The sequence below is a fragment of the Pseudoalteromonas ruthenica genome (assembly GCF_008808095.1).
Classification (GTDB): Bacteria; Pseudomonadota; Gammaproteobacteria; order Enterobacterales; family Alteromonadaceae; genus Pseudoalteromonas; species Pseudoalteromonas ruthenica.
Genome location: NZ_CP023396.1, coordinates 1,889,481 through 1,902,505, shown reverse-complemented (window position 1 = coordinate 1,902,505; position 13,025 = coordinate 1,889,481). Strand labels below are relative to the sequence as shown.

Sequence of the window (13,025 nt, the reverse complement as noted above, 5' to 3'; positions counted from 1 at the left end):
AGCCCCATCTCGATGGGGCCTTTTTATGTGGTTAATTAACCAATCTTTTTATACTTAATGCGCTTCGGTTGTGCAGCCTCGGCGCCTAAGGTTTTCTTCAACCACTGTTCGTATTCGGTGTAGTTACCATCGAAGAAGTTAATTTGGCCTTCGTCGCGATAATCAAGAATATGAGTGGCGATACGGTCTAAGAACCAACGGTCGTGCGAGATTACCATGACACAGCCAGGAAACTCGAGAATCGCATTCTCTAACGCCCGCAAGGTTTCAACGTCTAAGTCGTTGGTTGGCTCATCGAGAAGTAATACGTTGCCGCCCGCTTTTAGTAGTTTGGCTAAGTGCAAACGGTTGCGCTCACCGCCGGAAAGGTCTTTGACGTATTTTTGCTGATCATTGCCTTTAAAGTTAAAGCGCCCGACATAAGCACGGCTTGGGAACTCAAGGTTGCCCACTTTTAACACATCTTGACCGTCGGCGATTTCATCAAATACGGTTTTGCTTTCATCCATGTTGCCACGGAATTGGTCAACGGTGGCGAGTTCAACGGTTTCACCTAGGGTGATTTCACCGCTATCAGGCTGTTCCTCGCCGCTGAGCATTTTGAATAAGGTCGATTTACCGGCACCGTTGGCACCAATAATGCCGACAATCGCTCCCTTGGGAGCGCTAAAATCAAGGTTGTCAATAAGCACACGGTCGCCAAAGCTCTTGTTTAAGCCCTGTACATCAATGACCTGATCACCTAAACGCGGGCCAGGAGGAATAAACAGCTCATTGGTTTCGTTACGCTTTTGATAATCGCCTTGTTGTAGTTCAGCAAATTGCGCCATACGCGCTTTTGATTTTGCTTGGCGACCTTTCGGGTTTGAACGTACCCACTCAAGCTCTTGAGCGATGGATTTTTGTCTTGCTTTCTCTGCTTTTTGCTCTTGTTGCAGACGTGCGTCTTTTTGCTCAAGCCAAGAAGAGTAGTTGCCTTCCCACGGAATACCTTCGCCACGGTCCAATTCGAGGATCCAGCCGGCCACGTTATCAAGGAAATAACGGTCGTGGGTTACCGCCACTACAGTGCCTTCATAATCATGTAGGAAGCGCTCTAACCAAGCGACAGATTCAGCATCTAAGTGGTTGGTAGGCTCATCGAGAATAAGCATATCTGGCTTTTCAAGCAATAAGCGGCAGATTGCTACACGGCGACGCTCACCCCCTGATAAATGCTCAATCTTGGCATCCCAAGCTGGCAGTCGTAATGCATCTGCCGCGCGCTCTAGGGCGTTATCAAGGTTGTGGCCATCGTGGGCTTGAATAATGGCTTCAAGTTCGCCTTGCTCTTTGGCAAGCGCATCGAAATCGGCATCTTCCATGGCATACTCAGCGTATACTTGGTCAAGGCGATCAAGAGCATTTTTAACTTCACTGACCGCTTCTTCTACAACTTCACGCACCGTTTTGCTTTCATCAAGCTCAGGCTCCTGAGGAAGATAACCAATTTTAATGCCAGGCTGAGGGTGTGCCTCACCCTCAAAATCTTTATCCACGCCGGCCATAATGCGCAGTAAGGTCGATTTACCTGCGCCATTTAGGCCAAGTACACCAATTTTTGCGCCAGGGAAAAAGTGCAGAGAGATGTCTTTTAAGATGGTGCGTTTAGGTGGCACCACCTTTGACACGCGACTCATCGAGAAAATAAACTTATCAGGTAAAACCATGAAAGGAGCCTTTACAATGTGACTAATTTAAACTGCCGTTATTGTAGAGTCTCTATGGTGAAAGCGTCAACGAATGGCCCGTTAATTTGCCAATAATATGGCCACTCCAGCCAGCGCCAGTAAACCGCCCACTATCATACGCCAAGTCACCGGCTCGCGTTTAAAAAAGCCAATGGTCATGACCATCAGCGGGGCGGTGGCAAAAATAGTTTGTGCGATAGCCGGGTCGGTATGTTGCACCGCCGCCAATTGCAGCCACAAGCCAACGAAGGTGCCGAAAAAAACAGCCACGAGCAGCCAGCGTTTGTTATCAATACCGTGCAGTCGAATGGCTTGGTATAGGTCGCTGCGTTTTATAATCATTACCAGTAAAGCCACGCTCAATGTGCCGGCAAGGAGGCGAATAAGGGCGGCCCATAGGCTACTCATCGACTCAGTATTCATAGCCCCTTTTGACATCACCATACCACTGGCTTGGCACAAAGCCGCAAGTAATGCGAGAGCCACGCCTTGAAAGTAAAACTTCTTATCAACTGGAGGCAAGTGGCGCTGAGGTAACACCGCGATGATCACCCCCACCGAAGTGATGGCAATGCCCAACCAGGCGAGCAGCGGTAAGTACACACCTAACAGCACAATATTAAGTATGCCAGTTAAGGCTGGAGCGAGAGATTCAATTATTAAGGTCCGTGCTGGGCCAATACTGCGCAGGGCGCCAAAGTAGGCGCTATCGCCGATGGCAATACCGATAATCCCACCGGCGATAAGCCAGCCCCATGAGGTGAGCTGCACTGGCATGGCCCCATCGCCAAGTAGCGCCATGGCAATTACCATCATTAAAGAAGCGAGTAAGCCTTTACTTACATTTAGTTGCAGCGGTGAAAGGTGATGACTGAAGCCTTTGTACAGTAAGGTAGAAAAAGCCCAAACCACGGCTGCACTGATTGCTGCAATTTCACCTATACCCATCATCGACTCTTTGTTAGTTAATCGCGGGCATTATTGCAGTTAACTCATTCACTGCAACTTTATTTTGGACGTCTAAACATCTAGAGGTTGAAATTTCCAGTGTGGCGTTCATAATAGCCTCTTATCTTTTAATTCGGAGTACCGCCATGCCCATTACGGTTCAAGACGCTTTGCCAGCGATTATGGAGCTGCGCCAAGAAAATGTATTCGTGATGCCGAAAAGTCGCGCTCGGACTCAAGAAATCCGGCCCATGCGCTTGGCTATTTTGAACCTGATGCCGAATAAGGTGGAAACCGAAGTGCAATTTATTCGTTTGCTGGCGAATACGCCATTGCAGGTCAATGTTGACTTACTGCGTTTAGATACGCACCGCTCTAGCGCCAACTCAGAGCAGCATCTGGATATGTTTTATCAGTATTTCTCAGATGTTAAAGACAATAATTACGATGCCTTGATTGTTACCGGCGCGCCCTTGGCTCACTTAGAATATGATGAAGTAGGGTATTGGTCGGAGCTACAAGCGTTCTTTGATTGGGCGGAGCACCATGTGACCTCGACGCTATTTAGTTGTTGGGCGGCGCACGCTGGGCTTTTCCATCATCATGGACTTAAGCGTCAATTGCAGAAAAATAAGTTGTGTGGGGTGTTTGAGCATCAGTGTTATTTTGACCATGCGGCGTTAACCCGGGGCTTTGACGATCGCTTCTTAGTCCCGCATTCGCGTTATGGCCATATTGATATTGCTGCGATAAACGCCTGTAAAGAATTAGTCGTGGTAGCAGGCTCGCCGAAGGTAGGTGCTTACTTACTTAAAAACCAGAGTGGTTCGCAGGTGTATATCACCGGACACCCTGAGTATGATGCCGATACCCTGAAAAAAGAGTATTTACGTGACTGCGATAAAGGCGCTGACGCACCGATGCCAGAAAACTACTTCCCTCATGGCGACCCAGCGCAAGAGCCCTCGAAAACCTGGCAAAGTCATGCCTTTTTGTTATTTTCGAATTGGCTTAATTACTACGTTTACCAAACCACTCCCTATGATATTAATCTGGTTAGCCAGGATGTAAGGACTAACAACTATGCCGAATAAACGTGATGCATTAACACTGGCCCTCAACGAGCGCATTTTAATTTTAGATGGCGCCATGGGTACGATGATCCAACAGCATAAGCTCGAAGAGCATGATTATCGTGGTGAGCGGTTTCAAGATTGGCATGTGTTGGTCAAGGGCAACAACGATTTATTGAGCCTCACTCAACCGCAGTTAATAGCACAAATTCACCGTGAATATTTGGCAGCGGGCGCCGATATTATTGAGACCAATACCTTTAACGCCACGACCATTTCCATGGAAGATTATGACATGGCGAGCCTAAGCCGTGAGATTAACCTCGAATCGGCCCGGCTGGCACGCGCGGTGGCCGATGAGTTTACCGCTCGCGAGCCACACAAACCGCGCTACGTGGCCGGCGTACTGGGGCCAACATCAAAAACCTGCTCGATTTCACCAGATGTTAATGACCCGGGCTATCGCAATATTACCTTCGATAAGCTGGTGGCCGCGTATATCGAATCGACCCTGGCGCTGATAGAAGGTGGTGCCGATCTGATTTTAATTGAAACCATTTTCGATACCCTCAATGCCAAAGCCGCTTCCTTTGCGGTAGAAGAAGCGTTCGAACAGGCCGGAGTGACTCTGCCGGTGATGATCTCCGGCACCATCACAGATGCTTCGGGTCGAACCTTGTCAGGGCAAACCACCGAGGCGTTTTATAATTCCATTCGCCATATTAAACCGCTCTCCATTGGCTTGAACTGTGCGTTAGGGCCAGACTTGCTGCGTCAGTATGTGGAAGAGCTGGCCAGTATTTGTGAAACCTACACCTCGGTGCACCCCAATGCGGGGCTGCCGAATGAATTTGGCGAATATGATTTAGAAGCCGAAGAAATGGCACAAGAAATCATCGACTGGGGGGAGCAAGGGTTTATCAATATTGTTGGTGGCTGTTGTGGGACCACACCCGAGCACATTAAAGCCTTTAGTGATGGGCTAAAAAACACCGCTCCACGTACTTTGCCTGAGCTGCCTGTGCGCATGCGATTAAGTGGCCTTGAAGCCTGTAATCTCAATTAAGGGGCCAATAACATGAATAATACTGCAACTTTTACCAATGTCGGCGAGCGCACCAATGTGACCGGCTCGGCGCGCTTTAAACGGCTGATCCTCGAGGAAGATTACGAAACCGCGTTAGAGGTGGCACGTGAGCAAGTTGAAAATGGCGCGCAGATTATCGATATCAACATGGATGAAGCCATGTTGGACTCTAAAGCGGCCATGGTCACCTTTTTGAACCTTATCGCCTCAGAGCCCGATATTTCGAAAGTGCCCATTATGGTGGACTCGTCGAAATGGGAAGTAATCGAGGCGGGACTAAAATGCATTCAAGGCAAGGCGATAGTGAACTCTATTTCCCTCAAGGAGGGGGAGCAGCCGTTTCGTCACCAAGCCAAGATATTAAAGCGCTTCGGCGCCGCTGTGGTGGTGATGGCCTTTGATGAAAGTGGTCAAGCAGAAACCGCAGAGCGGAAGTTTGCTATTTGCGCGCGCTCTTATCGCATCTTGGTCGATGAATTGGGATTCCCGCCAGAAGATATTATTTTTGACCCCAATATCTTTGCCGTGGCCACCGGCATAGAAGAGCATGACAACTATGCCGTGGAGTTTATCGAAGGAACTCGCCGCATCAAGGAGAATCTTCCGCACTGCAAGGTATCCGGTGGCGTGTCTAATGTCTCTTTTTCGTTTCGAGGCAACAATCCGGTGCGCGAGGCTATTCACTCTGTGTTCTTGTATCACGCCATTCAAGCCGGAATGGATATGGGCATCGTCAATGCTGGTCAACTAGCGGTGTATGACGATATTCCCACTGAGCTGAGAGACGCCGTTGAGGATGTGATTTTAAATAAAGATGCCGGCGCCGGAGAGCGGTTGGTGGAATTAGCGCCTAAGTATTCGGGCATGGCGCAAGCGGAGAAGGTTGAGGATTTGCAGTGGCGCAGTTGGCCGGTGGCAAAGCGCTTAGAACACGCTCTGGTTAAAGGCATTACAGATTATATTGATGAGGACACCGAGCAGTGCCGACAGCAGTTTGCTAAACCCATCGAGGTCATTGAGGGGCCGTTGATGGACGGCATGAATGTGGTGGGTGATCTGTTTGGGGTCGGGAAAATGTTTTTGCCGCAGGTTGTGAAATCGGCGCGGGTAATGAAGCGCGCGGTGGCCTATTTAGACCCTTATATCGAAGCCGAGAAACAAGAGGGTGAAACCAACGGTAAAATTGTCATGGCTACGGTAAAAGGGGATGTTCATGATATTGGTAAGAATATTGTTGGCGTGGTGTTACAGTGTAATAACTACGAGGTGATCGACTTAGGGGTGATGGTGCCCGCTGAAAAAATCTTACAAACCGCAATAGACGAAAACGCCGATATTATAGGCCTGTCCGGGCTTATCACTCCCTCGTTAGATGAAATGGTGCATGTCGCCAAAGAAATGAAACGCCGCGATTTTACCATTCCGTTGCTGATTGGTGGCGCGACGACGTCAAAGGCGCATACCGCCGTAAAAATTGAGCCCCAATATGATAACGGCGTGGTTTATGTTAATAACGCCAGCCGTGCGGTGGGCGTGGCATCTAGTTTGCTAAGTAAAACCGCGAAAAGTGAGTTTTTGAGTAAAACTAAAGCAGAGTACGAGCGAGTGCGAGAGCAACAAGCACGCAAGAAACCCCGCTCCAAGCCCATAGGTTTGCAACAAGCTCGCGCTAATCATGCCCAGCTGGATTGGCAAAACTACACTCCGCCTGTACCTAAACAGCTAGGAGTCCAAGAGTTTCACTCGGTGCCAGTGAGCACCTTACGGCAATATATCGACTGGACGCCATTTTTTATGACCTGGTCTTTGGCCGGCAAATACCCGCGTATCATGAATGACGAGGTGGTGGGTGAGCAAGCGCGCTCATTGTTTGCCGATGCAAATGCAATGTTGGATGAGTTTGCGCGCCAAGGCAGCATTCAACCAAAAGGGGTGATTGGCTTATTCCCAGCAAACCGCGTCGGCGATGACATAGAAATATACCGCGACGAGCAGCGTGACGAAGTGATTTTACGTTCGTGTCAGTTACGCCAGCAAACGCACAAAAAGGGCTTTGCTAACTATTGTTTAGCCGACTATATCGCGCCTAAAGGTGTTGCCGACTACTTTGGCGCCTTTGCCGTGACCGGCGGGTTAGAAGAAGATGATTTAGCCCAGGCCTTTGATGACCAAGGTGATGATTATAATAAAATCATGGTCAAAGCGGTGGCTGACCGCCTTGCAGAGGCCTTCGCAGAATACCTGCATGAGCAAGTGCGTAAAGTGTACTGGGGCTATGCCGCAGACGAAGCGTTAAACAATGATCAGCTCATCCGTGAGAACTATCAGGGTATTCGCCCTGCGCCAGGCTATCCAGCGTGCCCAGAGCACACTGAAAAGGCTAAGATTTGGGAGTTACTGAGCGTTGAAGAGCGCATCGGCATGAAACTGACGAGCTCCTATGCGATGTGGCCAGGTGCCGCCGTCTCGGGTTGGTATTTCTCACACCCTGATTCGAAATACTTTGCCGTGGCAGGGATTCAACAAGACCAAGTTGAGGACTATGCTAACCGCCAAGGAATGACGCTGGAGGAAGCCGAAAAGTGGCTAGGCCCGAATTTGGGGTATGAAAATTAACCACAGGTTTAACTTTTTTGCGCCAAGTGGTACATGAGTTGGCTGCTCAATTACTTTGTATGATGCTGAGCAGCCAAAAGCGTTGCCAACTTCTGCTTTACTTGTTGCGCGCTGATATCGGATGGTTGCTGAGATAGCCAGTCAACGAGTTCGTTGCGTACGGGGAAACCTTCTTTTATACAATGACTCTCATTTGCCACCCAGATATCGGCTGAGCCAATCGTGCCCCGGCCGTAGGCGCTGCATAGGGTGTAACCCTGAGCACTAATATGGTGTTCAATGAGATAGGTGTAGATTGGCGTGGCAATTAACATCAATACCAAGGTCACGCCGCACAGCTTAAACCAACCGCTAAGTAGCCTATCACTTACTTGGGTATGAGTTGCTCGTAACCACAGTAAGTAGGTTAATACGGCAAAAACGGGGGTGGCCAATACCAAAGAAGGAGAAAAACTGCGCTCCCGAAAAGCCAGAACATGCTCCCCTAGGGCTGTACTTACTTGGCTCACTTCACTGAACGTTGCATAAGGGAGCAGTAAAGTAAGTACACAGAATAAAGCAAAAAAGCAGAATAGCTTTACTCTGTCCATCGTTGTACTTTGCACATCATCCATTGTGCTATCTATATCCGCCAGAGTAAGGAAGCCCAAATAGACGGTGCATAAACCCGATGGGGTCTTGTTCGTACCACCGCTGCGCCCGGTCTATTTCTCTACGTGCTTGCTGAAAGCTTTGTTTTAAATCGTTTTCAACCGCTCTTAGACTAGCCGCTATTTTTTCTGCTATCGCATCAGTATCAATGAATGTATAGGCCAAACCAGCCAGAGCTGCGCCAACCACAACAACGGCAATCATAGGGCCAACGGCGACGGTTGCAGCCGTTCCCACAACGGCAGTCACCGCTCCCCAGGCAATGCCTGATGATGCTGCTGCGATGGCAACATCAACAGATAAACCACCAATAAAGTCGTGCCATGTTTTGCTATCATCAATCAGTTGCTCCAAGGCATGAAACCCTGCAGAGATAAGAATCGTCAACACAAACCCTTGCTTAATGGAGCTTTGCGCTCCCAGCTTACCGATGCCGAAAGATACTAGCTTAGGATTGTTGGCTAAGTACCGGGTTCCCGTCAGGTGTCTTCTGAGGCCCGAGTAGCCTTTGAAAATAATGTAGTTTTTCCCAGAATATGACTTCACTTTGAATTTATCAAAGACTGAACCGCTACGCTGCATCTCTAGCGCAATCGCTGTCAAGGCGGCCACATCCAGCCCTAACGGGACGAGCCCTGAACCATTTTTAACCCAATCGCGATGCGCTCGCCAAAGCTCAGGTACAATATTGGCGCGTTCCATAATTGATTCGAACCAGGCGGCGATTCGCTCATTAGAATGACCTTGGGTGCGTTTTACGTTCACAGCGTAATCAAAAAATTCCCTGTCATTAAGATGGATAAAGTTATGCTGGTTGGACTTTAATAGATGAGCGAGTTGCTGATCTCGCTGCTTGTTTCTTAATTCTTCTCTTGCATTGATGAGCATTGAGGCCTCCATGCTATGTTCCTTTTATCGCTATTCTCATACAAGGCCGCAGAACAGTCAATCGCCAAGCTCATGTCTTATATGAAATTTTATTGAATTGTCAGCTTGTTGCAAAACCTTTATTAGCCGAGCACAGTGTAATGCGCTGTAATGACACACCAAGAGGGGATTTGCTAACAATAGTGCATGTTTCCCTTTGAGTCTGACTTATGACCCTCAAGCAGTTACAACAGCTAGTCGCAACCATTATTGCAGCGCCAGTGGACGCTGGTGTTGTTAAGCAACCTATTCATGCTTTGGTTAACGCGTTAGAGCAAGAAAGTGGTGTTTCGTCGCAAGCAGATATGAATACATCGCACGGAACATATACCGAGCATGGGGTGGCGATTTCTCCGGTACAAGCTGCACGCTGCTCCTTGGAGCCACTGCGCACCCAAGTCTTTATGCAAGGGGTAGCGGCGGCTATTAACGATAAAGTCCATGGTGATAAAGTAGTCCACATCCTCTATGCGGGCACCGGCCCTTTTGCCACCTTATTATTGCCCTACCTCGCATGCCACCCCGAATTACCGGTGCGGGTAACATTGTTGGATATTCACCAGGAGAATATTGAGGCGGTCAAAAAATTGGTTGTACGCTGGCATATTGGGCATTTAATCAACGAATATGTGGTTGCTGATGCGACCTGCTGGCAACCTGACGCGCAAAGTCGATTCGATATCGTTATTTCTGAAACGATGACAGCACTGCTTCGTCGTGAGCCCCAGGTATGGATATTTAAAAACCTCGTGCGTTATCTGCAAGCACAGGGAGTGTTAATTCCTCAAGTGGTTTCTTTGCGAGCTTGGCTAGAGCGTGCTAAAGAGCGGGTTTTGATTGATGAGTACTTTCGCCTCGATAAAGCGGCAGCACTGCGCTTAGCGCGTGATGATATTACCGATATACGTGGTGAGCTTGTTATTCCAGCGCAGCATCAAAGTGACGACCATTTTACGCTGACCACGGATATCCAAGTTTATAATCACTGCGTTTTAAGCGAAGGGCAATCGAGCTTAACCGTGCCATTTTCAGTACCGCCGCAGGCAACTTGCCTTTTTGCGGGCGCACACGTTCCTTTTCACTATGCCAACCCCAGGCAGGCCGATTTCATATTCGATTTTCCACACGATAAACGCCTAGCCGCACACACCTTACCCAGCATTAATGACAGTGCAGATCTCGGGCTCATTTATATAAAGCGCGCGTTTGCGCAGTGTTTATGGGCAAAGCAAAACCAGCAACCTAGATCACTTTCACCGCGTGATTGGCAAGGTGAGCTGTTTTTAACGCAGGCATTAGGTATTCCCTTAGATATATGGTTTGCACACTTATTTAATGCCCCTGATCTGGCTAGTTTTGAATCTCGGCTACTACAGTGCTGCCCCGCATTACTATGCCCACAGCAAGTTATGGAAATGAACCGACAGTTGCTTGCTAAGCTGCACAGGCAAAATGAATAACGTACAATAGCGGCAAAGAGTATGAATACCTTGGGATTATGGCCTTACCAATAGAGCAAAGTTACCCGCAACTTGTTGAGCAATTACATCGTGTGCCTATGTGCCTACTGCAAGCCCCACCTGGAGCAGGGAAGTCAACGTGGTTGCCCTTGCAGTTGCTTCGTGAAGGCCATTTTCGCCGCATTATCATGCTTGAGCCCCGGCGCTTAGCTGCGCGCAACATAGCGCGCTTTTTGGCTGCTCAGCAACAAGAAGTGGTAGGACAAAGCGTGGGCTTAAGATTGCGCCAAGAGACTAAGGTAAGCGCTGAGACGCGTCTAGAAATTGTCACTGAAGGGGTATTAACGCGCATGTTGCAACAAGACCCCGAGCTCAGTGGTATCGACTTAGTTATTTTTGATGAATTTCATGAACGCTCGATGGCTGCTGATACGGCATTAGCTTTTGCGTTAGAAAGCCAGATGCTGCGTGATGATTTAAAGATCTTATTGATGTCCGCCACCCTTGATGGCGAGCGCTACCAACGCTTTTTTGATTGCCCACTCATTAGTTCAGCAGGTCGCAGCTACCCAATAGAGGAAATCTACCGCCCGTTAGCGCAGCCAACGCAGTGGCTTGAGGCTATTGCGCCCACCGTAATCACAGCGCTGCAAGAGCAAAGCGGTAGCGCCTTGGTGTTTTTGCCAGGACAAAAAGAAATAAACTATGTCGCCGCGCAGCTCAGCGGGCTGCCCAGCGATATTGAAGTCCACACCTTATATGGCGAGCAAGACAAAGCCGCCCAGCAACGAGCGATAGCACCCGCGGCGCAAGGTCAGCGCAAGGTGGTATTAACCACCAATGTAGCCGAGACCAGCCTGACTATTGAGGGCATTCGCATTGTTATCGATAGCGGTAAACGTCGCGCCGCGCAGTTCAATCTAAAAACCGGTGTGAGTGAGCTGAAAACCGTGAATATCTCACGCTCCTCGGCGCTGCAACGGGCTGGGCGAGCGGGGCGTATAGAGCCTGGAGTGGTCTATCGTTTAGGCAGTAAAGAGCAATTAGAGCGACGGGCGCAACATGATGCACCGGAAATATTAACCAGTGATATTAGTCCTTTAATGCTAGAGGCGAAGCTGTGGGGAGCCGATATCGAGCAATTACAGCTGCTTGACCCGCCTTCTGCGGCGCAGCAGCACCAAGCCTGCGAACTGTTACAGATGTTAGAGCTGATAGCCGATGGCAAACTCACCGCAAAGGCAAGAGAAATACACGCTATGGGCAGCGATTTACGTTTTGCCCATTTGCTGTATCAAGCTCAGCAACGTGAATCTCAGCACCCCGGCTTTGTGCACCTGGCGGTGCACTTTGTCGCCTTGATGGAGGCACGGGTGCGCATTGATGCTGAGCTTGCTACTGCTATCAGTGTGCAACAGCATCGTCCTCACCCAGCATTTACGCAACAACTGAAGTACTGGCGCCAGCGTTTATCCTTGCCGGCGAACAAAGACTTACCTATGCACTTGCTGCCTGTGGTCGTGGCGTTAGCCTATCCTGACCGTCTAGCCAAACGGCGTGGCTCGGGCATGCTGCTCAGTAATGGTGCGGGAGTGAGTGCGCATCCGCAGTTGTGGTTGGATGAGCAGTATGTGGCCATCGCCGATGTTGGTGGCAAAGATGGCCAGCATATTTTTAGCGCCACCGCCTTTTCCCCGGCCATGCTGCAAACCCATTTGCCACATTTGTTTAGTGAGCGTCAGGTGTGCGAATTTGATATCAAATCAGGGCGTTTCATTAATGAGCAGCGCCAGCAGTTGGGTGCAATCGTTATTGCCACTAAGCCCAGTGGCAAAAAAATCGATGCCCAAATGAAAGTACAGGCGTGGCTGGAGTTAATACAACAGCGGGGTTGGGAGCTGTTTCAGCATCCACAGTCGCAGCAACTACGAGTGCGTATGTTACTGGCTAGTCAATTGCTTGGTGGCGAGTTTACTCTCGCCGATGAGGCGCAGCTATTGCGCCAAGCAGAGCAATGGTTGGCGCCGTTTTTAGAGCATGTGGGGTCATTATCGCAATTACAGCAGTTTGACTATCGGAGTGCTTTGCTCAGCCTGTTAGATTATGCGAGCCAACAGCGCCTGGAGCAGCTCTTACCAAAGTCAATGACACTGCCCTCGGGTGCCAGTCATCGCATTCATTATCAACTCGATGGTCCGGCCAAACTCAGCGTCCGTATGCAAGAGGTTTATGGTTGGCAGTCAAGCCCGGAGTTGGCGCAAGGCAAGCTGCCGCTGCAACTCGAATTACTCTCGCCGGCGCGGCGGCCGTTGCAAATAACCCAAGACCTTGCGCATTTCTGGCAAAGTAGTTACCGCGAAGTGCAAAAAGAGATGAAGGGTCGCTATCCAAAGCACTTTTGGCCCGATGATCCGAGTACCGCGCAGGCCACCAATAAAGTGAAAAGTAGAATGTGACGCGGTTTGTTGTCTATGTGCGTTTAGTTGCCCTAGTAGGTTGTGCGTACTATCGCGCCATGTTGTCATGGCTTCAC

The 13,025-nt window shown here is 49.4% G+C and carries 9 protein-coding genes; 5 read left to right on the top strand and 4 right to left on the bottom strand.

Annotated elements, in window-relative coordinates; all coding sequences use genetic code 11:
- Window positions 1-35: 35 nt before the first annotated feature.
- Window positions 36-1,709, bottom strand: coding sequence for an energy-dependent translational throttle protein EttA (ettA, locus tag PRUTH_RS08945; RefSeq protein WP_151173104.1), 1,674 nt, complete (start codon window positions 1,707-1,709; stop codon window positions 36-38).
- A gap of 81 nt (window positions 1,710-1,790) precedes the next feature.
- Window positions 1,791-2,681: a DMT family transporter gene (locus PRUTH_RS08940; RefSeq protein WP_151173103.1), complete on the bottom strand. Its 891-nt coding sequence runs from the start codon at window positions 2,679-2,681 to the stop codon at window positions 1,791-1,793.
- A gap of 143 nt (window positions 2,682-2,824) precedes the next feature.
- Here PRUTH_RS08940 and PRUTH_RS08935 point away from each other — a divergent pair, with 143 nt between their 5' ends.
- From PRUTH_RS08935 to metH, 3 genes are read left to right on the top strand one after another with little or no spacing between them, the layout of a single operon-like run.
- Window positions 2,825-3,772, top strand: a complete 948-nt coding sequence (locus tag PRUTH_RS08935) for a homoserine O-succinyltransferase (RefSeq protein WP_022945790.1) — start codon at window positions 2,825-2,827, stop codon at window positions 3,770-3,772.
- The gene (locus PRUTH_RS08930) at window positions 3,762-4,817 is read left to right on the top strand and encodes a homocysteine S-methyltransferase family protein (protein ID WP_151173102.1); all 1,056 of its coding nucleotides are present in this window, start codon (window positions 3,762-3,764) and stop codon (window positions 4,815-4,817) included. The genes PRUTH_RS08935 and PRUTH_RS08930 overlap by 11 nt, the downstream gene beginning before the upstream one ends.
- Window positions 4,818-4,829: 12 nt before the next feature.
- Window positions 4,830-7,454, top strand: coding sequence for a methionine synthase (gene metH, locus PRUTH_RS08925; RefSeq protein ID WP_151173101.1), 2,625 nt, complete (start codon window positions 4,830-4,832; stop codon window positions 7,452-7,454).
- A gap of 50 nt (window positions 7,455-7,504) precedes the next feature.
- Here the strand turns inward: metH and PRUTH_RS08920 are convergent, their stop codons facing one another.
- Together PRUTH_RS08920 and PRUTH_RS08915 are read right to left on the bottom strand one after the other, a co-directional pair.
- Window positions 7,505-8,068 (bottom strand): DUF1240 domain-containing protein, encoded by a 564-nt coding sequence (locus PRUTH_RS08920; protein ID WP_151173100.1) that lies wholly within the window; start codon window positions 8,066-8,068, stop codon window positions 7,505-7,507.
- A 4-nt stretch (window positions 8,069-8,072) separates the two neighbouring features.
- The gene (locus PRUTH_RS08915; protein WP_130148415.1) at window positions 8,073-8,993 is read right to left on the bottom strand and encodes a hypothetical protein; all 921 of its coding nucleotides are present in this window, start codon (window positions 8,991-8,993) and stop codon (window positions 8,073-8,075) included.
- A 209-nt stretch (window positions 8,994-9,202) separates the two neighbouring features.
- On the opposite strand from PRUTH_RS08915, the gene PRUTH_RS08910 reads away from it, so the two are divergent.
- Window positions 9,203-10,492: an SAM-dependent methyltransferase gene (locus PRUTH_RS08910; protein ID WP_151173099.1), complete on the top strand. Its 1,290-nt coding sequence runs from the start codon at window positions 9,203-9,205 to the stop codon at window positions 10,490-10,492.
- 38 nt (window positions 10,493-10,530) lie between these two features.
- Window positions 10,531-12,948, top strand: coding sequence for an ATP-dependent helicase HrpB (gene hrpB / locus PRUTH_RS08905; RefSeq protein ID WP_151173098.1), 2,418 nt, complete (start codon window positions 10,531-10,533; stop codon window positions 12,946-12,948).
- Window positions 12,949-13,025: the final 77 nt, after the last annotated feature.

Bases quoted from the DNA above. Each gene is read 5' to 3' on its own strand.
- metH (WP_151173101.1), top strand. From the start codon at position 4,830: ATGAATAATACTGCAACTTTTACCAATGTCGGCGAGCGCACCAATGTG.
- PRUTH_RS08920 (WP_151173100.1), bottom strand. From the start codon at position 8,068: ATGGATGATGTGCAAAGTACAACGATGGACAGAGTAAAGCTATTCTGC.
- PRUTH_RS08910 (WP_151173099.1), top strand. From the start codon at position 9,203: ATGACCCTCAAGCAGTTACAACAGCTAGTCGCAACCATTATTGCAGCG.
- ettA (WP_151173104.1), bottom strand. From the start codon at position 1,709: ATGGTTTTACCTGATAAGTTTATTTTCTCGATGAGTCGCGTGTCAAAG.
- PRUTH_RS08930 (WP_151173102.1), top strand. From the start codon at position 3,762: ATGCCGAATAAACGTGATGCATTAACACTGGCCCTCAACGAGCGCATT.
- PRUTH_RS08940 (WP_151173103.1), bottom strand. From the start codon at position 2,681: ATGATGGGTATAGGTGAAATTGCAGCAATCAGTGCAGCCGTGGTTTGG.
- hrpB (WP_151173098.1), top strand. From the start codon at position 10,531: ATGGCCTTACCAATAGAGCAAAGTTACCCGCAACTTGTTGAGCAATTA.
- PRUTH_RS08915 (WP_130148415.1), bottom strand. From the start codon at position 8,993: ATGCTCATCAATGCAAGAGAAGAATTAAGAAACAAGCAGCGAGATCAG.
- PRUTH_RS08935 (WP_022945790.1), top strand. From the start codon at position 2,825: ATGCCCATTACGGTTCAAGACGCTTTGCCAGCGATTATGGAGCTGCGC.